This window comes from Pseudomonas sp. FSO-7, from assembly GCF_059579345.1.
This window is the reverse complement of record NZ_CM184193.1, coordinates 3,343,845-3,362,054: the sequence shown is the minus strand read 5'-3', so window position 1 is coordinate 3,362,054 and position 18,210 is coordinate 3,343,845. Positions and strand designations below refer to the sequence as shown.

General features: G+C 54.3%; 15 protein-coding genes. 8 read left to right on the top strand and 7 right to left on the bottom strand.

Going from position 1 to position 18,210, the window contains the following annotated elements; genetic code table 11:
• Window positions 1-111 precede the first annotated feature (111 nt).
• On the top strand, window positions 112-1,179 hold the full coding sequence (locus AC515T_RS14780) for a DNA-binding protein (protein ID WP_496528894.1): 1,068 nt from the start codon (window positions 112-114) through the stop codon (window positions 1,177-1,179).
• Between the two features lie 424 nt (window positions 1,180-1,603).
• Here AC515T_RS14780 and AC515T_RS14775 read toward each other — a convergent pair whose 3' ends face one another.
• The 3 genes from AC515T_RS14775 to AC515T_RS14765 all read right to left on the bottom strand — a co-directional run bounded on the left by AC515T_RS14775 (window position 1,604) and on the right by AC515T_RS14765 (window position 6,282).
• Window positions 1,604-3,004 carry a hypothetical protein gene (locus AC515T_RS14775; protein ID WP_496528893.1) on the bottom strand — a complete coding sequence of 467 codons (1,401 nt, stop codon included), beginning with the start codon at window positions 3,002-3,004 and terminating at the stop codon, window positions 1,604-1,606.
• A 1,353-nt stretch (window positions 3,005-4,357) separates the two neighbouring features.
• A complete protein-coding gene (locus AC515T_RS14770; RefSeq protein WP_496528892.1) occupies window positions 4,358-4,714 on the bottom strand; it encodes an antitoxin Xre/MbcA/ParS toxin-binding domain-containing protein in 357 nt (118 codons plus the stop codon).
• A 503-nt stretch (window positions 4,715-5,217) separates the two neighbouring features.
• Entirely contained in the window at window positions 5,218-6,282 is a 1,065-nt protein-coding gene (locus AC515T_RS14765) for a hypothetical protein (protein WP_496528891.1), read from the bottom strand.
• A 175-nt stretch (window positions 6,283-6,457) separates the two neighbouring features.
• Here AC515T_RS14765 and AC515T_RS14760 point away from each other — a divergent pair, with 175 nt between their 5' ends.
• Complete coding sequence (locus tag AC515T_RS14760) at window positions 6,458-7,069, top strand: hypothetical protein (RefSeq protein ID WP_445572013.1); 612 nt, start codon at window positions 6,458-6,460, stop codon at window positions 7,067-7,069.
• Between the two features lie 499 nt (window positions 7,070-7,568).
• Window positions 7,569-7,814, top strand: coding sequence for a hypothetical protein (locus tag AC515T_RS14755; RefSeq protein WP_496528890.1), 246 nt, complete (start codon window positions 7,569-7,571; stop codon window positions 7,812-7,814).
• Window positions 7,815-8,018: 204 nt separating this feature from the next.
• Here AC515T_RS14755 and AC515T_RS14750 read toward each other — a convergent pair whose 3' ends face one another.
• The gene (locus AC515T_RS14750; RefSeq protein ID WP_496528889.1) at window positions 8,019-8,948 is read right to left on the bottom strand and encodes a hypothetical protein; all 930 of its coding nucleotides are present in this window, start codon (window positions 8,946-8,948) and stop codon (window positions 8,019-8,021) included.
• A 391-nt stretch (window positions 8,949-9,339) separates the two neighbouring features.
• Entirely contained in the window at window positions 9,340-9,525 is a 186-nt protein-coding gene (locus tag AC515T_RS14745; protein ID WP_496528888.1) for a hypothetical protein, read from the bottom strand.
• Between the two features lie 442 nt (window positions 9,526-9,967).
• Between AC515T_RS14745 and AC515T_RS14740 the strand changes: the two genes are divergently transcribed.
• The 4 genes from AC515T_RS14740 to AC515T_RS14725 all read left to right on the top strand — a co-directional run bounded on the left by AC515T_RS14740 (window position 9,968) and on the right by AC515T_RS14725 (window position 15,341).
• Window positions 9,968-11,875 carry an ATP-dependent nuclease gene (locus tag AC515T_RS14740; protein ID WP_496528887.1) on the top strand — a complete coding sequence of 636 codons (1,908 nt, stop codon included), beginning with the start codon at window positions 9,968-9,970 and terminating at the stop codon, window positions 11,873-11,875.
• A gap of 41 nt (window positions 11,876-11,916) precedes the next feature.
• The gene (locus AC515T_RS14735; protein ID WP_496533139.1) at window positions 11,917-13,668 is read left to right on the top strand and encodes a UvrD-helicase domain-containing protein; all 1,752 of its coding nucleotides are present in this window, start codon (window positions 11,917-11,919) and stop codon (window positions 13,666-13,668) included.
• Between the two features lie 351 nt (window positions 13,669-14,019).
• Complete coding sequence (locus AC515T_RS14730; RefSeq protein ID WP_496528886.1) at window positions 14,020-14,724, top strand: F-box domain-containing protein; 705 nt, start codon at window positions 14,020-14,022, stop codon at window positions 14,722-14,724.
• Window positions 14,721-15,341 (top strand): PM0109 family protein, encoded by a 621-nt coding sequence (locus tag AC515T_RS14725; RefSeq protein WP_496528885.1) that lies wholly within the window; start codon window positions 14,721-14,723, stop codon window positions 15,339-15,341. The genes AC515T_RS14730 and AC515T_RS14725 overlap by 4 nt, the downstream gene beginning before the upstream one ends.
• Before the next feature lie 486 nt (window positions 15,342-15,827).
• Here the strand turns inward: AC515T_RS14725 and tnpB are convergent, their stop codons facing one another.
• Window positions 15,828-16,163 (bottom strand): IS66 family insertion sequence element accessory protein TnpB, encoded by a 336-nt coding sequence (tnpB, locus tag AC515T_RS14720; protein WP_496528884.1) that lies wholly within the window; start codon window positions 16,161-16,163, stop codon window positions 15,828-15,830.
• A complete protein-coding gene (gene tnpA / locus AC515T_RS14715) occupies window positions 16,160-16,477 on the bottom strand; it encodes an IS66-like element accessory protein TnpA (RefSeq protein WP_496528883.1) in 318 nt (105 codons plus the stop codon). Before tnpA ends, tnpB begins: the two co-directional genes overlap by 4 nt.
• A gap of 396 nt (window positions 16,478-16,873) precedes the next feature.
• Between tnpA and AC515T_RS14710 the strand changes: the two genes are divergently transcribed.
• Window positions 16,874-17,992 carry a hypothetical protein gene (locus tag AC515T_RS14710; protein ID WP_496528882.1) on the top strand — a complete coding sequence of 373 codons (1,119 nt, stop codon included), beginning with the start codon at window positions 16,874-16,876 and terminating at the stop codon, window positions 17,990-17,992.
• Window positions 17,993-18,210 lie beyond the last annotated feature (218 nt).

Genomic DNA, 18,210 nt, shown 5'->3' with positions numbered 1-18,210 from the left:
AACTCTCAATTATAGACTCCTAGCCTATCAACGTAAATGAAGCTAAAATTTGATGATCGTTTCATGTAATTACATGACATGTAACACAGTACGAAATCGTAGGAGAGGCGCATGGCTCGGGGCGGAATCAATAAGGCTGTGGTGCAAAAAGCACGGCAGTCGCTGCTGGCGAAGGGTACGCACCCGAGCATCGACGCTGTGCGTATCGAATTGGGAAATACGGGCTCCAAGTCCACGATTTCGCGTTATTTGAAAGAGCTCGAAGCGTCAGGGCGCCCAGCCATCGAGCTTCGCGATCGCATTGGCAACGCCCTTAAAGCAAGTGTTGAGAGCCTGCTCGACCAGGTTATGGAAGAGGGCAGCGAGAAACTCTCTGTTGCTCAAGCCCAGTTCGATGAGCAGGTACGAGCCCTGGAGGCGAGCAATCAGAATTTGCAGGCAGAGCTCACAACGCTGAGGCGTCAATTCGAGGCCCAGCACTCTGCGCTGGAGGCTCAAACTGCTGAGCTGAAAGTCAGTGAAGCTTCCCTGCGGGAAGAGCTGGGCCGCAACGCTCGATTGAGCCAGACGTGTGTAGAGCTGGAGCGCCGGATCCGCGAAAAGGATGAGCTGATCCAGTCCCTGGAAGAAAAACATGTGCATGCGCGCAACGCCCTAGAGCACTACCGCGAGGCGATCAAGGAACAGCGTGAACAAGACCAACGCCGAGATGAAAGCCAGCTCCAGGCCTGCCAGGGAGAACTCCGCCAGGTTCGAGAGACTCTTGTAGTCAAACAGGATGAGCTGACACGACTGAACCGAGACAACGAGCGACTAATCGGCGAGGCTCGCCAGCAAGCTAAAGCACTACATACGCAAACCCATCAGGTGCAATCGCTCACCGCTCAGGTTCAAGCGTTAACACTCTCCGAAGCGAAAGCAGGCGCAATCATCGAACACCACCAGGCCCAAGTGCTGGGGCTTCGTGAAGAGGTCAAAGGGTTAAACATTGCGGCCGCAATGGCGACCGGCCGAGAGGCTGACCTAAGCAGGCAGATCGTCGACTTGCAGATAGAGCTTGCCAGCTATACGAGCAATGATGATGGCTCAGTCCTGTCTCCGGCCGAACCTGTTGCTGCGACTCGGGACATTCCAACGCCGAAAGTACCGCCCAACAATCGAAGAGGGAAAAAGCCATGAAAGCTGCTTGCCAAGAATCAGCGAAGGGTCGTCAGAAGGATATCGGAATGCAGTGGGCCCACGAGAAGATCCATCGACTGGTTGGGCGCGGGCTTCTTGATGAAGCCTTGGGACGTAAGGCGCCCCCGGTTGCAAATAACTCGCTTAGGTGCGAGGAACCTCACGCCATCTATTGACGCAGGGCTTGGTGGGACAAAGGCGAGGTCACAGGCCCCGGCATTCTTTGAGGCCAATTCGTTTGTTGAGAAGTGCTTCAAGTCAGCGCCAGGGGTTTAAGCTCAACGAACACCCCGTTGATAACGCCTGACTGGCAGATAGAGTGGCACAGAGTAGAAGCAGCCCCAAGCCTGGCCTCGTAGTCGTCCATATCGCAGATGACGTGCCCAGTCGGGTCAGCGCGCCACCGCTCCCCTAAAGCCTGAATCTACTGGCCTTGCTTTCGGCGCTCCCACTCTTCGTCACTTACCACATTCAGGATCGTGGTCATTGAGGAATAGACGTGAAACTCGGGGAGATGGCTCACGATACGGTCGTCCTGGAAGTAGTGGTGAGCGATCGAAGGAAATAACTCCTCTGGCACGGGGTGTAGGGCATTCGGGTTATGAAACATGCTCATGCCCTCCGCCCACGTTTCTGCGCAGTCCTCGTTGACCTCATAGGTGAACATTTTCGGCAGTGAAGCATCAGGATCGTGGTCGTGGTAAGTCCCCATTCTGAAGAGCTTAACGTTGTCACCCCCAAAACCTGCTTGCTTGCCCATGCGGTTGAACTTGGAGACGGTGCCGCTTGCGGAGAACATGATTGCACTGATGTTCTCGGCGCCAAGCTGGAAGAAAAATCCCGACGGAATCTCTTTTTCGCCCACGATGTGCTTATCTATTTTCTGAGAGGTAATTACCAGCTTCCCCGACTCATCGTAGTGATGATCGTGATGCACCGCGTATAGGTAATTGATGAGGGCCGTTGACGTCCACAGCATCGACTGGTTTTCGTGAAAATCGGCGATCGCGATGACCAGAGGCTTGCTAGCAACGTGTTCAAGCTCCCAATACTTCTTCTGCAGCTTGGAGAAGAGCGGGCTGCCGAATCTGATGGGCATTTCATTCCGAGTTTTCTCCTGAATCTGCTCAGGCGTCAGTTGGGTGATGTTTGCTATGTCCGCGTCCGTCAGCTTGCCTTTACGCCCCACGATGGTTGCCTCGATCGCAACGGTATGCCCGTATTTTTGCACCATGAAATCAGGGGCATGGTGGCTGCGATCCAAAAAAAGACCTTCTTCCACCAAGTACGCATTGAGGTACAGTTCCCAAATCCTGGCATCAAACCCGGTGGTCTGGAATTGCTCGATGAAGTTGCCATCGATATCGACGTAGTGGGGCATCATTTCTCGGATAATGCCTCTAGCTGCCACATGGGAAAGTTGCGTTGACAGGATGAGGAAGTAGGGATGAAGCTTTTCCTCCGCCTTGACCGGAGCAAACAGATCCAATGCCTCACCGTTTTCATCGTCTTGCAGGAAGACCGCCTGGCCGCTCAAGGTCGTGGCCGTTATTCTGTCCACCAGCCAGCTATGTGCGTCGCGAGGCGTTTCCATTGACACTTTCTGGTCAATGCAACGATACCGTCCAACCGCATCTCTCCCTAGCAAAATGGCGGAGAAATCGCGATCAATAATATCGATCAGGATAACACCAAGAACCGTCTCCTCTTGGTTGGAAAACCATCCGATCTCTCGGGTAAAAAACTCCGTCATAGGGCTGCGAGACTCACCGATAAGTGCTGAGAAACGCTTTAAGTCCATGCTGGTGATCGGCACATTGATCATCTATTTCTCCGTCTGGGCGTTGGCCACAGTCTTGATCAAGCCCAGCGCCCATTCGTTTATGGCGGATGGCTCTGGGGCACGACTCGCTAAGGAAGTTTTTGGCGTGTGTCAGAGGGTTGAGAATAGCTCGGTCTCGACCTGATCAGCCGGAGTATTGAGAGTAGATCAGGTCTACAGGCAGCCTACTATTGGAGTAGCTAGGCATTGTCAGGTGAGGGGAGTTTGAGAGCCGCACCCCCTCTCAATCGCTTCCGCCAGCTCCTGAACCGCGTCAGCCAGCCTTCGATCTTCCCGCGCATCTCCGCTCGCGGGCGTGAATGATTGACAATGACGCAGGAGGGCATCAGCGTCGTTCTGGTTCAAATCAAGCTCAATCATCATCCTCGCAAACCTCATCAGACTTTCTGAAGCGGGTGGGGGGGGGCGGAGCTCTTGCAGTGACGCGTGAGCGACTTCAGCTGCCTCGAACTGCCTGCTCTCGCCAATGGTGCGGCACCCGGGTTTGGATTTCCACCACCGCATCGGCTTCGATCTACAGTTCTTGGCTTTCTGCCCATGCCTTCTCGAAAAGCTGTCCGCGCGTTCTTGAGTACAGCTGTGCCGAGTGAAACCGATTGCTGACTCAAGCTTGCCGGCCTTGCCAAAATCACTTTCGTGGTGGGCACTGAGTCTGGCCCAGCCCCCTTGTAGTGCGCTCAGAGGAGTTTTCCGAACGTGAAGGCTCCGGCACCCGACTGTCTGTATCGGTCACCCGTAAGCAGCCAGACATCAAAGAGATCGTCACGGTGCTCGCCGCGCGATTCATTTATGATCCTGCTTTTTAGATCCGCGTTAATGGAACGCCCCTGGGACTGATTATCTAAAGTGGGGTTGCGTAAGACCCCAATGCGGCAGCCTCTGGGGAGTTGTTGTTACCAAGCTCTGGGTCGTGAGCACCGTGCATGGAGTTCTGAAAGGTAAGCGGAGCGCGCAGGCGTCCAGATGTGCGCGCTAAGCGCCGGGAGCCTAGAACGGGGAATGAGCTCACAGCATCAGTAATTACTGCGGTCGTGCACCTAGGAATTTCCAGAACGAACCTAAAGAAGACGCGCTCTCCGGACGAGCCGGGGCATCCGCGACAGCAGTCTGGCTTGGTGGAGCGCCCATCCTGCAAAAGTGCCATTGGTGGGCTGCCCTAAATCCTCTGTTGCAGAGCACTTGCTTAACCGACGCCGCCTAATGCTTGGTGAGCGTTATTTTCCCGGTACTGTTCTGATCATGGAGGAGCGCCATCGAGCTCTGGGCAAGCAGTGGAAGGTGTATCGCCGGCTAAACATAGTCGAGGGAAAAAAAGAGGGCATTGTCCACCAACGCTTAGGCAACAATCCCATGTTCTAAGCGCGCGACGAGTGCGAGGGCTTCCTCAATATGGACATCCAGCGGGCGCTTGCCACCTAACCCCCGCATTGGCCTGGTCAACCAGCCAATCGCCAGTGCTTTGTCTTGAAACAGGCCAATCGCTGCGCCCAGCAACTTGGGATCAATCGCTTCCACCGGCTCAACGATTGAGCGCTCCGCGTTCATAGAGTCTTTGATCGCAAAAGCCAGGGCTGACAAAGCGTCAGCGAGTCGGGAGTCCTCTTTGCAGTCCCCAGACGCCGGCCGAAAGTCAGCACAGTGGCGCAGAAGTGACTCGGAGTCATTCATGTTCAGGTCGAGTTCGATCAGCATCTCGATGCATGTCCGTAGGGCTGAGGGGGTATGGAAATGATACTGGCATTCGAAGCCGATGCGCTGGATTCCGAAAATTACTTGAGGTCAACCGGGACAATGGATAGCTGGAGCCATGAGCGTAAGCTGTACAGCTTAGCGCTTGATATCATGGGGGAAGAGGGGCTAGGTCGCTGGCTGCGCGAGCAATATGACCGGCACAGCTCTTTACACGGGTTTGTTACGACACCTAGCTGGCTGTGCATCGACGGTGGGCTGCTCATCAATAGACTCTGCTTGTATCTCGGTGGTCATATGGAACGGTCGGCCATCCAACGGCCCGGTCGGGAAGTCCCGTTCTACTGTAAATGCCACAGGATACTTTTCGGTGCACTGCTGCAAGCATTACCGTCGACGTGCTCAGCCCACCGTTGCGTGGGCTCAGGTTTGCTGCTGATTTAGGGTGTTGAAGCGGGCGATGCAATGCTGGCCTGATTGCGGTCTTGGCCGCCTGTTACCTTCGACTAGTCCTGGCTTCTGACAAGGATCTTGCCATCGACCAGCGTTACAAGCCCTACTTCGGCGGTCACTCCAAGGTACTCATAGATGGCGCGCACTTTGTCTACGAATACCTCATCTGCGCTCAGCAGGCAATTGCTGCGAGAAGCGATTGCAGCATGAGCAGCGTCGCTGATAGCTGCGATATGTCGATGTTCACGGTTGAGCTTACTGTCAGTCCGATAGCCGATGACATTGAGGAGGTTATACATGGCAGTGACCTTCTCGGGGATGTGCATCTCACGGTTGTAAAGCGGGCTACCAGCGATGCCTAGAAAGTTTTCGATCGAATAGCCTTGGCCACGATAGCCATCAAGATCTTGATAGATCTGCCATATTTTCTCGATGACCCGGGGTGGTTTAACGTTGTTGAGTTCCTTCGGCCCAATCCCCACACCAGCCCGATAGGTATTCACTCCTGACAAACCTGAGCCTTCACCAACGTGTTTCGTCATTTCGGCACCAGCCATAGCTGAGACTTGCTCGTATTGGGATTGTAGGTGTCGCAGGTATTGCTCAATCGGCGCCCGCAGCTCTGGGTGGGTGTCGTCCAGTTCGGCTATTCGATCCGACATGCTCTCCAACAGGCCGCCGAATGCCTTGACCTGCTCGGAGGCGATATCTGCAAACGCTGATTCGGCCCGCCCCCCGTAAAGCTTCAATGTGGTCTGGTGGGATGCGGCCAGCATGATGTCGTAGACCGGCTCAACCTGCAGATAATTGGCGTAGGCTTCGGCGGGGTGTAGGGCATGGAGGATCATCTCTCCGGTAGGCTCGAAACGATCGTCCAGCTGGTACCTGAAGTGCAGTGCATTGAGCGTACCCAGTGCCGCTAGAAATTTTTCAGGTTGATTGCTGCGCTTGATTTCACGAAGTGTGTCGTCGGAGTAGATGATCTGAAAAGGCTCGGATAGGGACGTGAAGAACTCTGGGTCATAACCTTTGACTGCCATGTCGAGCACGTTCTGATCAAGGTAGATGATCGCCTGGCCGGTATAGGGTTGGGGGCTGTTAGTGGCTGTCATACTCATGAATCTCAGAGGTTTCTCAGGATGATGAAGTCACTCGACGTTTCTGAAATACTCCAGACGGGTGATCTATCTGCTACGAATGCATGACTCAGGGGCGAATCGCTTGAGAGAAGTTAATCCCGTCTGCAGCTGCTGCGCCACGTCTATCAACCAAATTATGATGTGAGAGAACGTATTGGAAAATTTCAAGTATTTTGCACTTATGTACCTGAATGACTGGCAGTTTTGGGATAAGCCATTCTCGGAGCGCATATTTTCTAACGACGACAAGGATAGCTTGGATGCCTTCCACCACGCTGCAAAGTACTACAAGGTCACTCGAAACTTTCCCATTGACGCGTCCGAGAGCCGACTCCAGGCCGCACTTGACCTGGTTAGTGCTAGGCGAGGTGCGTTGACTGAGAAGAATGTGTGCCAAACGGTGGATCGCCTGGCTTCGGAGTTTGAGAGCCGTTACGGTAAAAACGCGATTTCAGCGGCATCGAAATTCCTTTGGTTACGCCATAAAAGTCCCGTGGTGATTTTCGATTCTCGGGCAAGAAAATGGCTTAACAAAAATGGGTACAAGGTGCCTGCAAACGACTACACCAGATATCGACAACAGTGGCTCTGCGCATTCGTAGATCATAGGGCAGAGATAGACCACGCGTGTTCCGGGCTTGTGAATGTTCTGGATTACTCGATGGCGCATGACGAAGACGAGCAGGAGGTCTCAGACGTCGTTTCGTCACTCTGGTTCCAAGAACGTGTGTTCGACAAATTTCTCTGGTTCAACGCTGACAATTGATTTAGAAGTGTTGATCCGGGGTGCCCTTGGTGGCCGAGATGCTGTGCTCACCGTTAATTTATGAGTGGAGTGTGGATGACACTGGCTGAGGTGATCCACGTGCTATGCACCGCGTACAACGACGAACGAAACTCGTATGGTCAGTCCGTCGCCATGACCTGATGTTACTGCGGGCCTGAAAACCCAACCGGCCAGCGCTAGGAAATGGAGCGGGATGCCACACACAGCATCCCGTATCCAAATCACGGGTAGAGCTTGAATGCACTGTCGGGATAGCGCTGGTCCTGACCCATTCCTTGATGGCTCAGATACTCCTTGGCGCTTGTGAACCATGCATCCAAAGCCAGGAGCGCAGTATTGTGGACGACGATGTGCTTGTTGGGATTGCCCTTTGTCTGGGTAGGCCATAGCCACGGTCATTCAAGCTTACGCCTCGGTCTTCGATTTCGTCTCCGTTCTCCGATACGCTGATCGACACGGCATCTGGCGGTACCGAGATATGGGTGTTCAGGATGTGCTGCCTGTCCTGCTGACGCTGATGGACTTCCCGCCGCTCCCAAAGGGCAAGCGCCATCTGCGTGACGGCATCGGCGTCCTCTATGTGGGCACCGTCGCTAGTACCAATGGCTACTGGAATCTGCCGGCCGCACGAGCGGAGTCTTGTCAAAGTGGTTTACGAATTCCCGGCACAGGCTCGTACATTCCAGTCAGAGCGAACTTCAGCGAAGCATCCCGTGGCGTTTGAGCCGGATTACCAGGCAGCTCGCTTCGATTTGGACGTCGACAATCAACCCACAGCACATCCTTATGTCGTCAGCACCATGGCCAGGGAGTTTAGGATGTAGCTCAAGGACGCCAGCTGTCTGTTGTGGCTCTAGCATTCTGTCTGGGAGCACTCCAATTGACGGGGCATGTGCAGGGGCTCGGATGGGCGGCGCCTCATGATATTTCAGTTGTCAGGTACAAGCAGGCCATTAAGGTATTTATAGCCTTTGACTTCTAAGCCAACACCTTGACGAATAAACTGATCCGGTTGCGCGTGTCCGCTATACCAATAGCTAACATACTGGTAATAGTCGTCAATGTTCCGCTGGTCGATACCAAACATTTCGGGGCAGGCGATCCGAGATTCAAGATGGTCTTTTTGATGTAACTGAATGGTTCCTCTGCTGTACATCGTTTTGATTATGTCCATGCAGCGTGAATGGCTGTGAACACCATCGGCGTGGCGAAGGACTGTTAGTACGTGGCAGTACTTTCCAGATAATAGGGGCTGGATGATCTCGGTTTCTTCTGCGCCGGTAATGGCCTTTATCTGGATTCCAGCTGTGTTAGTCGTGCCCATGAATGTGGCAGGTTCGTCTACGTCTGCTTTATTGTTTCTTCTTATAAATATAAGGTCGAAGCTATTCTGGGGTGCGTAAAAATTTGGGTATTGGCTTTGGGTTGTAACAAAGCCGGTGCCAATTACTTTGAATTGGTCGATGTACGAATCTTTGCACTTTTCCCGATTGGTGCACCATGAGAACGCTTTTCTGCCAATGGTTCTCATGTTGTTGTTGAAGGTGTTTACAGTGTAGGCCTCGAAGATGAAGCCGGCAAAGGAATGAAGCGGGAGCTTGGTACGGAATGTTACGAGATCGTTGCCTATTGGAGTGAAGTGCCCAGTTTCAATGCCGTCGGCAATCAGTTGCTTGTGATACCTGGCATGTAGAATTTGCTTCTGCAGGCTTTCATCGACTGCAGGGTGTCGCGGGTCTAGAAGGGCCAGTGAGTTTAGTTGATTCGGGAATGGAATAGAAGTTGAACCGGAAAATAGTAGTTCCAGGGATGAATCTGCCTGTCGCTCTTGGTTTGAAATGATCACGTGTGCAGTCACTGTCAACTCTCCGTGTGCAGTGAAGAATAGTAAGTTCACAGAACCATGCGAATCCGCTGAAAGCTGCTTTAGCAATTGTTAGCTGCTGGAGCGCTTGAGGCGGGGCGAGATGGCTGCCTGGAAAGTAGTAACTGTAAACGTGGCACACTACGAAAACTAGTGCCTGGTTTCATCAGGAGAGCTTTAGAGGGGCATAAGGGGGCGATTCTGATGGGTAGGGATGGGTGATGGATTGCGAGGCTGCCGGGTTGGGAGGGGAGGCTGCGCGAGGGGCGTTCAATCAGGTGTGAGCTGTGACCGTAGGAGGGCGCTAGGTCACGCGGAGGGGGCAGGGTGCGATCACTGGATGGTGCTGAGGTATTTGTCTAAGAACCGCACGCTCCGAAAAACCTCAAGGTGATTCAGGTACGGAGGGTGAAGCCTTGACTTGATCCTGCTCGCGCTTCAATTGCTCGGCGACCACGAACACGTTGTCTGCTGGATCCGGACGCTCGCTCTCATAGCCGTTGCGCGCCAAGAACGCGAATGCTTCCTCCACAGCTTTTTCCTTCGGGTTGCGATCTATAAATGACTTCATGGTTGGCGAATCCATAGGGGCAGGTATAGACAGCGGAGCATATCTCCGCCTGATTCAAAAGACAGTCGCAACCCACGCCTGAGCGCGGGTAGGTTGGCCAGTGCGGACTGACCAACCACGTTCACAAGCGGTGCTCCGGATCAGACCAGTTTCGCACCTCTGAATTATCGATTGCACCTGGTTAACCGACGCCATGCAAGTCCCCTGGCTCAACATGCGCAGATCTAACTACCGAAACGGTTAGGGTTTTCGCGGCTTAGCGGCCCGACAATCATTTGAGGTGATATCGCCCCTGCGACCCAAGAGTTAGAACCTCGTTATCCACTGGCATGGTGGGTCATCGAAGCGTTCCCGAGCTGAGGAAACTAGGCTAAATTGCCTCCAATATCTCAGGCGATTCAACAATCTCTGCCATGAGACGACCCACTCTGAAAGGACTCACATGTACCTGCGTAGGCTAGACGTCAGCGGTTTCAAATGTTTCGGTGAGCCTTTCACCATCGAGTTCAATGACGGCTTGAATGTCCTCGTTGGCGAAAACGGAGCAGGGAAAACAGGCGTTATCAGCGCCGTACGGCAGCTGTTCAACGACTCTGAGTCTGGCAAACGGATGATCAGTGAGCGTGACTTCCATCGCGGCTTTGACGCCGGCGCTGTCGCATCGGAGCAAATCCACATCCAGGCCACTTTTAGCGATCTGGATGCGAATGATGCGGTGGCTTTCGAGGATTGGTGTGGACACCACGACGAAGCGAAGCTGACATTCGAAGCCCGGAACCAGGAGTCCAGGGGGCGTTTCAAGCATCACTCGTACGGTGGTCACGAATACACCAACCCCCTACAAACCGAGACGCTTGACCTCATACACTGTATCTACCTACCACCGCTGCGTGACGCTGAAACCAAGCTGAGAGAGGGGCGACAGTCCAGGCTAGCTCGCCTGCTCAAAGCCCTGTGTCGCAAGGATCTGGACGCTGCCCGCAAATCGCAAGAACTTCACCCCTTGGAAAAGCGAGTAGGGGAGTTCAACCGTGAGCTTGCTGAGAGCGACGAATTTGCCATCAAACTTGCCAACCAGCGCATCGGGGAAAGCCTGAAGGCTGCCCTGGGCCTGCACCTGTCCCAAAGCACGGTAATACAGTTCTCGGAGGTGAGCTTCTCGCGGATCGTGGAAGGGTTGCGGCTGCTCTACTTCCCGGATCTCACTCAGGTGGATCCTGCACAGTTCCGCTCGCTTGAGGAAAACAGCCTCGGCTACAACAACCTCCTGTACATCGCGTCGATTCTGGCAGAGCTGATCCTAGAAGAGGACGAGGGGCAGGGCGAAAAGACCTACCTGCGGCTGCTACTGATCGAGGAGCCTGAGGCGCATTTGCATCCGCAGCTCCAACTGCGCCTGCTTCGACATCTCAAAACCGTCGCAGAGAGACGGGGCATCCAGGTCATCATCACCACCCATTCGACCGTGCTTTCGGCTGCCGTCTCCGTCAATCACATACTCCACATTTCCAACGAGGGCAGACCTCGGGCAGTGTCGCTGCAGGGCTGTGGCCTGCCCGATCCCAGTCGGCGCTTTGTCGATCGGTGGCTGGATGCAACCAAGTCGAATCTGCTGTTCTCCAAAGGCGCGATTCTGGTTGAGGGCATTGCCGAGGCGATTGTCGTGCCAGAGCTCGCACGCTTCGTTCTGCGCCAATACGGCGAAGGCAAGGACTCACTGGACGATTACGGTGTCTCCGTGATCAACCTCGGCGGCATCTATTTCAAGCATTTCATGCAGCTCTTCTGTGACGTCACTGGTGAGCAGCCTGGCGAGAACGTCCCAATCAGGTGTGCCGGACTGACAGACAATGATCCTCCCAAATCCATTGTGTCCATCGATGATGGCAAAGGTGGGAAAAAAGATGTGCCCTACCAGCCTCATGCCGATGACTACCAGCTCGGTGAGAATCTTGCGCTAGGGCTCCAAGCCGTCATCAACGAGTCCGAATTCGGCCGTCTGTTTGCCGGTAAATACAAAACGTTTGAGTACGACATTGCCCTGGAGGGCAACAATCTCCGATGGATGATGCCCGTTGCAGCCAACCTGTGGCCGGTTGCGGACGGGCCAGTGGTCAGGGCGCTCAACAGTGACGCCGAACTTGATTTCAAATCAATGAAGCCAGAAACGAAAGCACCGTATGCGCACGCGCTACTGGGTCGGATTGACACGGACGAAATCGGCAAGGGTGTCTACGCGCAAGCCTTTGCCGACATGCTTGAAACCCTCGAAGGCGAGTTCGTAGTACCGGATTACATTCGCCAGGCTGTCCTCTGGGCTTGCGGCCTGCAGGAAAGGGCAGAGCAATGACTGTGATTGATGATGGGAGAAAGGCCGCGGCTGCTGATGAATTGGATTTCACGCGGGAGCAGCTGGACTACCTCGACGCCCCTCTCGATCGACACGTTTACCTGAAAGCCTGCCCTGGTAGTGGTAAGACCGAGGTTGTTGCAGCCATGGTGTCCAAGATCGTGGACGAATGGTGTCACTTCCCTTCGGGTATCGCAGTGCTGACCTTTTCGAACAGTGCAACGGACGAGCTCAAGGCCAGGGTACACAAGCACCTACGCGGGCCCATTGGCTATCCGCATAGCATTTCCACTTTTGACAGCTTTGTTTTCACCAGGCTCGTGGGGAAGATCGCACATGATCTGACGGGCTACAAAGGGAAGGATGGGGATTACCGGATCCGTATTCTTGAAAAGTCAGCGAAGATTATCCCTACACGCAACCCCATCTGCGGTCGACGAATCCCAGCGTGCCGGTTTAACTATGACCTAGATTCAGCTCGGTTCGTTTTTTCAACCGGTGAACGGTCACTGGATCAGCAGCTTAACGGCGCCATCATCGACGAAGCTACCCGGCAAGACCTCATAGCTACTAAGAAAAGGCTATGGGAGGCTGGCTTCGCAACCTACGGTGATATCGACATGCTCGCCCTCATGGTACTGAGGGAGGCGAAGTACGACGCCTACTTCACCCGGCTGGCCCGCCGATTCCCGTTGGTGATAGTGGATGAGTGCCAGGATCTCTCAGAAGAGCAGCTCAGGATCGTCGAAAAGCTCCACGATCGTGGGGTCAAATTTCATTTTGTCGGGGATCTCAATCAGTCGATTTATGGCTTTCGGAGATCAAACCCGGAAAGGGTCGAGAAGCTGATGGTCAAGCTCGACTTCAAGCCCTACGAATTGACGGCGAATTGGCGAAGCGGGCAGGCGATCGTTGACTTGTGCAGTAACCTACTTGGGATCGGCCGAATCAAGGGCAACCCTAAGATAGCCTCAGTCCCCCCGCAAATTCTCGAATACCAGCAATGTCCGTCGGAGCTTCTGCCCACCATTCGCGACTTAACCCGGGAGTACCGGAGAGTCGTGCTGGTTGCCCGGGGACATACCACCCTACAGCGTTTACGCAGCGGCGATGCCTTCGAAGGTATCGAGGTACTCGCAGTAGCGTTCATTAGCGCCAGCACCGGCTCACTCAAGGACATTAAGGAGAGCCTTCGGGCGTTCGCCAAATGGCTGACCGGTAAACTGGAGATGCAGGTAAGCCGGGCAGGGCCTCATTGCCCGGTCGCAATGGAGTCCAAGCTGGCGTGGCGGCAGTTCATCTACGAAAGCCTCAAGTTCATGGCCGCCAATGGAGCTGCAGACCCGAACATGACGTGGTCTGCCTGGGCACGGAATGCCAAGCTTGCGCTGCGCCAGCTACCTGATCAGGCATTCGTACCCGCAGAGATTCGTGAGGATCTGGAAGGTCTACGTGAGCTGAACATAATTGCCCGGGCCGGGGAGGGTAAAAACCAGGTGTCTGTTCGCCTTATGAGTCACGACCGCCAGGAGTACCGGCCGGATAGCCTACGTTACGAGACCATCCACCAGGTGAAAGGCGAAACTCACGATGTCACGGTTCTCGTTTCATCACAGCAGCCAGGCGTTCATCTCTCGCATTGGCGTGATTGGTTACGCGACCGCAGTGCGGAGGCCGCGCGATTCGCCTACGTTGCCAGTTCACGGCCGCAGCACAGGTTGTTCTGGGCCGTGAAAAAGCTGAAGCCCAAGGAACGGGACGTACTGACACAGCTAGGATTTGAACTCCCGTAGCCGAATCTGCTGCCCGCTCATGTGGAGGACGATTAGCAGGGATCGGACATATTTCGGACGGAGTACAAATGTGCTCTATTGCATCGAGCCAGGGGATCACGCCAACGGGCAAGATCCTTTCAGAAGCTAATGTGGAGAGAAGACCATGGCGGAGGATGAGCATCCGAGCGAGACCGTCAGGGATCAGAATGACATATATCCTCCCACTTCTGCCTCGTTCGACCGGGTTTCAGCTAGGCAATTACACCGAGTTAACCATCCATTTCCATCGCACCCCGGATCGTACTGGCGTTAATATCAATCGCTAAAATCAGCCGCTCTGGTGAGAGCGGAATCCTACATGAGAAGAATATGTTAACTGCTGTCATTTCTGGAAAGAAGCGTGGAACTGGTTTTGAAGGAAGCCTGTTGAAGCTTGGGCAAGCCGAAGGTGCGGAAGATGTACTCACCGCGAGCGTCTTCGAGCGCATTGCTTACTTACCAGATGATTTATTCATCACGGCATTTACCACGGTGTTAGGTGTAGGTATTGGAGCCATTGAAACTATCGAATTTTGGCCATCGTGGTACCTGGCTGATGGCCGTCGCGTCGAACCTGATGTAGTGATTAGCGATGGGAATCAATCGTTGCTAGTTGAAGCCAAGCGCCATGACGATTATCGGCAACAATCTGCAGGACAATTGGCGGCAGAGCTCCAGGCAGGCTGGTGTGAGGGGAAACTGGCTGAAAACTGTATACTGCTCACGTTAGGTGGCTTAACCGATTTCAGCCGCAGCGCACATGAAGACTTGTACAGTGAGATCGTCACGCACCTCCCTCCGGGCAACGAATATCGATTCAAGCTGGCCTGCTGCAGCTGGCAGCGACTATTCAGCGTGCTAGAAGACACGCTGAAGCAAGAATCAAGCTCAGGGTTACAACGAATGCTCTCAGATATTTCTGACTGTTATTCTTGGCATGGCTTGCGCACTCATCGCACGTTATGGCTAAACGCATTAGAGGCAATGCATCTGACTACCCAACCGAGCATTTTCGAACGATGGAACCTGAAATGAATAAAGAACTTGACGCCGCCTTGCTTGATGTTCGTCGAGCATATCGCTTGCTGGCAAACTACCAAAAGCGTCAGTTTGATCTGCTTTCCTATATTCGCAACAAACTAGAAGCTGTAAATTATTATCAGGACTATGCATTTTCTCGCCCAGGTGATCTGCGCGGATTGGAAAACCAAGCTAATGCAGGTTTGCGTTTTCTTCCCTTCCTAGACGTTTCGGCGATATGGCTCCGACACCAAAACCAAGAGGAATACTGGGATAAGCATCTACCTGGTGACTTGATGTTTGGTGCTTGGGTGCGCAGTGATACAGGATTTGACAAGTATCAAGGCCACTACACAACGAAAACAGCCGAGGCATCCACTAGCACCCTCGTTCTATCTGTTGTGATCTGTGATGAGCCAAACGATATCATAGGGAACTGGTTCAACAAAGTATGGAACCCACTTCCCTATCCAGATGATGGACAAGTGGGTAGCAGCGAGTCTGTTCCTGGGTATCGCGTATATAGCAAGAGTATTGAGCTGGCTAAGCTGGCCGACCAGCATTCAGTAGATACAGCCATCGGGAGATGGCGAAAAGACGCGGCAATTGCGCTAGGTGTGCCCCTCATCTGACTCAAGGGTTGAAAATGCCGCATCGTTCCGGTGATTGGTTGAAGCCGCCTACGCAGACAGGCTGTTATGGGGCAATTTATGCCTGTCAAAAGCACCCAGCGTGCTGGTCAGACATGATGCTGACGGCCACCCCCGGCAGAACGAGAAGGTTGAATCGCGCTATGCCCGAGAGACCAGTTTCTGGCGTCGAGCCCACAGGGGTACAAATGTACTCCTTCCTCGATCAGATCATTCTTGGTGTTCTACGAAGGACGGGTGTGCTGCCTCTTCCAAGGCAGTAGCGAGCGTTTCCAAGGCGTCGGCCAAGCGACCATCTTCCCGTGCATCCCCACTACCTGGGGCGAACTCACGACAATGCCGAAGAAGGGCATCGAGGTCGTTGCGGTTGCGCGCAGTTGTTCAGGTGTCATCTGGTCGAGATTGGGCGAGGAAGTCATGCAGTGGATTTTACCTAAGCGATCCACCTGCCACAGCGTAAAAATAAGGCTAAATCAATGTGATTGCTCCGTTAGCGCCAACCCGCTGCCATGGCAAACCGAGCACCAACGCTTGAAGTTGTTCAGCGTCGAGTTCGACTTCCAGGCCGCGATGAGTGCCAGGCCAATGGAATTCCCCTTGGTTCAACCGCCGTGCGGCAAGCCAGATGCCCACGCCATCATGCACCTGCACCTTCATCCGGTTGGCACGACGATTGGCGGACAGATAAGCGCAGTGCGGCTTCGCCGCACCGAACACTGCGACCACGCGGGCCAGCGCCGTGTCGGTGCCGGCACGCATGTCCATGGGCTCCGTGGCGAGCCAGATGGCGTCGATGCGGATCATTGCGATAGGCTGCGGATAAAGTGTGCGCAGCCGTCCGGGTCGGAGATGGGCCATTTGACCGTGATGGATTTGTCGCCCATCGGCAGTGCAATAACCACCGCTTCATCAGCGTGCCGTTTAGGTATCGGTTGCAGCGGTACGAACGCGGGAAGTGGAGCGACGGGTTTGTCCCGGTAAATCGGCAGCCACTTGCGGATGACGTTGGCATTGATGCCATGGTTGATGGCGACGCTGGACACAGTGGCGCCTGGTTGCAGGCACTCCTGCACGACCTGGGCCTTAAAGGGTTTGGGGTAAGAGCTTCGTTGGCGCATGAGAATCCTGGCGATAAGGGTGATCGCGTCCGCTTAAAAATAGGCGGACACCATCGTCCTTAATTCAGGATTTCTGAAGGTGTGTTCGCTGGCCGCTTACCTTGCAGTGCCCGCTGACCCTTGTTCGCAAACTTCCTTCCAGGATCATCACTTCCTCAACTACTGCTGCCGCGAATCCTTGAGCTGCGACCAGGTGACGTCATAGCGAGTGTGGTAGCCGTGAGAGCGCACTTTACTGAGGGTTTCGGAGCAGGGCGTGAAGTGGTACACCAGCTCCTGGTGATGTGCTTGGTGAACACCGATCCGATAGCCGACATAGGAGCCAGGTACGAATGTACCTTGATGCGAGTCCATCTTAGAAATTCTTCTTATCGTCAGGCCGCTCAAGGAGACCGCATGTATAAGAACGTGAGTTTTACGGCTCGCGAGCTATTCGATCGGGCTTGGTCTACACCGGTTCTGAGGCTGGCGCGGGAGATTGGTGTTTCAGATGTCGCGCTGAGCAAAGCATGCAGGAAGGCTGGCATTTCACTGCCGGCTCGTGGACATTGGGCCAAGCCCGCCGAGAACCGCCCCAGCAAGCCCGCTCCGCCGAACTCTACCGAGCTGATTACGTTTCGAGTATTGGACAGGACGTTGCTACCTCCAGCGCCGCCCAAACCGCCCAGCACTCCCAAGCTAGAGAAACTCAGTGTGCCGGACAAGTTAATAGACCCCCACCCGCTGGTGCGTAAATGGCTCCAGGCTGTCAGGGCTGCGAAGGATGTTGAAGGACGGGTGGAGCTATGGCGCGAGCGGGTGTTGTATACCCGTATTTCGCGTGACATGGTCGATCGCGCTGCATTGCTTCTGGACGCCTTGATAAAAGACAGCTCAAAACGCGGATGCATTTGGGCGGTGGATGATCACAACCGAACCACGGTAACGTTCGACGGCGAGATGGTTTACGTGACCCTGCGAGAGCGTATTGCAAAAGCAGTGAAACCTCCGCCACCCCCAGAGCCCCAGCCCAAGCGGCGCCGGATGCGTGAGCCGGTGATGTGGTTGGGGCGACGGGAAATCTACGTCTATAGCTCGACTGGCGAATTGACGCTGATTGCTCAAGAAAAGCCAGACGTAGGGTCGCAGAGAAGCTGGACAGACAGTAAGACGGGCCACTTGGAAGACAAACTTCATCAGTTCTGCACAGGTCTCGCCAAAGTAATAGAGCGGATGAGGGCGTATCGGGCGAGCATGGAGGAGTGGCGCCGTCAGCGTGAGAGTGAAGAAGCCATTCGACGCCAAGCCATCATGAAAGCAGAGCACCAGCGAGCGCTGCAGCTGCGTTTAGTGGAGAACATGGAGAAGTGGGAGCAAGCGGTACGCCTGAGAAGGTTCATTGATGCCGTAGCAGCTGGCATTGGAGAGGTCAGCGAGGAGGAGGGGCGTCATGTGAAGGAGTGGGTGGAGTGGGCGAGGGAGCACGTCGATGTACTCGACCCTCTGGGCAAAGACGCCACCACCTCGCTTGACTGAGCAAACCCATAGGGCCGCTGCTCTTTTGAAAGAGCGCTCATAGGTGGCGCCCTCAGGCGGCCGAGCTTGCTCCGCGCCTGGTTAGGATAATTGTCGGAATGGCAAGTCAGATTGACTGTAAACCACTTTTTCACACTGTAAACCAAGCTGGTTAACAGTATAGAAAGCAGGTTTACAGGTCTACGATTGGCTTCGGTTCACGGGTGGCTTGGCTGGCC

What these genes read in the sequence shown, in the direction of transcription:
- AC515T_RS14730 (WP_496528886.1), top strand. Translation starts at nt 14,020, where the DNA reads ATGTTAACTGCTGTCATTTCTGGAAAGAAGCGTGGAACTGGTTTTGAA.
- AC515T_RS14765 (WP_496528891.1), bottom strand. Translation starts at nt 6,282, where the DNA reads ATGAGTATGACAGCCACTAACAGCCCCCAACCCTATACCGGCCAGGCG.
- AC515T_RS14780 (WP_496528894.1), top strand. Translation starts at nt 112, where the DNA reads ATGGCTCGGGGCGGAATCAATAAGGCTGTGGTGCAAAAAGCACGGCAG.
- AC515T_RS14745 (WP_496528888.1), bottom strand. Translation starts at nt 9,525, where the DNA reads ATGAAGTCATTTATAGATCGCAACCCGAAGGAAAAAGCTGTGGAGGAA.
- AC515T_RS14710 (WP_496528882.1), top strand. Translation starts at nt 16,874, where the DNA reads ATGTATAAGAACGTGAGTTTTACGGCTCGCGAGCTATTCGATCGGGCT.
- tnpB (WP_496528884.1), bottom strand. Translation starts at nt 16,163, where the DNA reads ATGATCCGCATCGACGCCATCTGGCTCGCCACGGAGCCCATGGACATG.
- AC515T_RS14770 (WP_496528892.1), bottom strand. Translation starts at nt 4,714, where the DNA reads ATGCTGATCGAACTCGACCTGAACATGAATGACTCCGAGTCACTTCTG.
- AC515T_RS14725 (WP_496528885.1), top strand. Translation starts at nt 14,721, where the DNA reads ATGAATAAAGAACTTGACGCCGCCTTGCTTGATGTTCGTCGAGCATAT.
- tnpA (WP_496528883.1), bottom strand. Translation starts at nt 16,477, where the DNA reads ATGCGCCAACGAAGCTCTTACCCCAAACCCTTTAAGGCCCAGGTCGTG.
- AC515T_RS14755 (WP_496528890.1), top strand. Translation starts at nt 7,569, where the DNA reads ATGGGTGTTCAGGATGTGCTGCCTGTCCTGCTGACGCTGATGGACTTC.
- AC515T_RS14740 (WP_496528887.1), top strand. Translation starts at nt 9,968, where the DNA reads ATGTACCTGCGTAGGCTAGACGTCAGCGGTTTCAAATGTTTCGGTGAG.
- AC515T_RS14775 (WP_496528893.1), bottom strand. Translation starts at nt 3,004, where the DNA reads ATGATCAATGTGCCGATCACCAGCATGGACTTAAAGCGTTTCTCAGCA.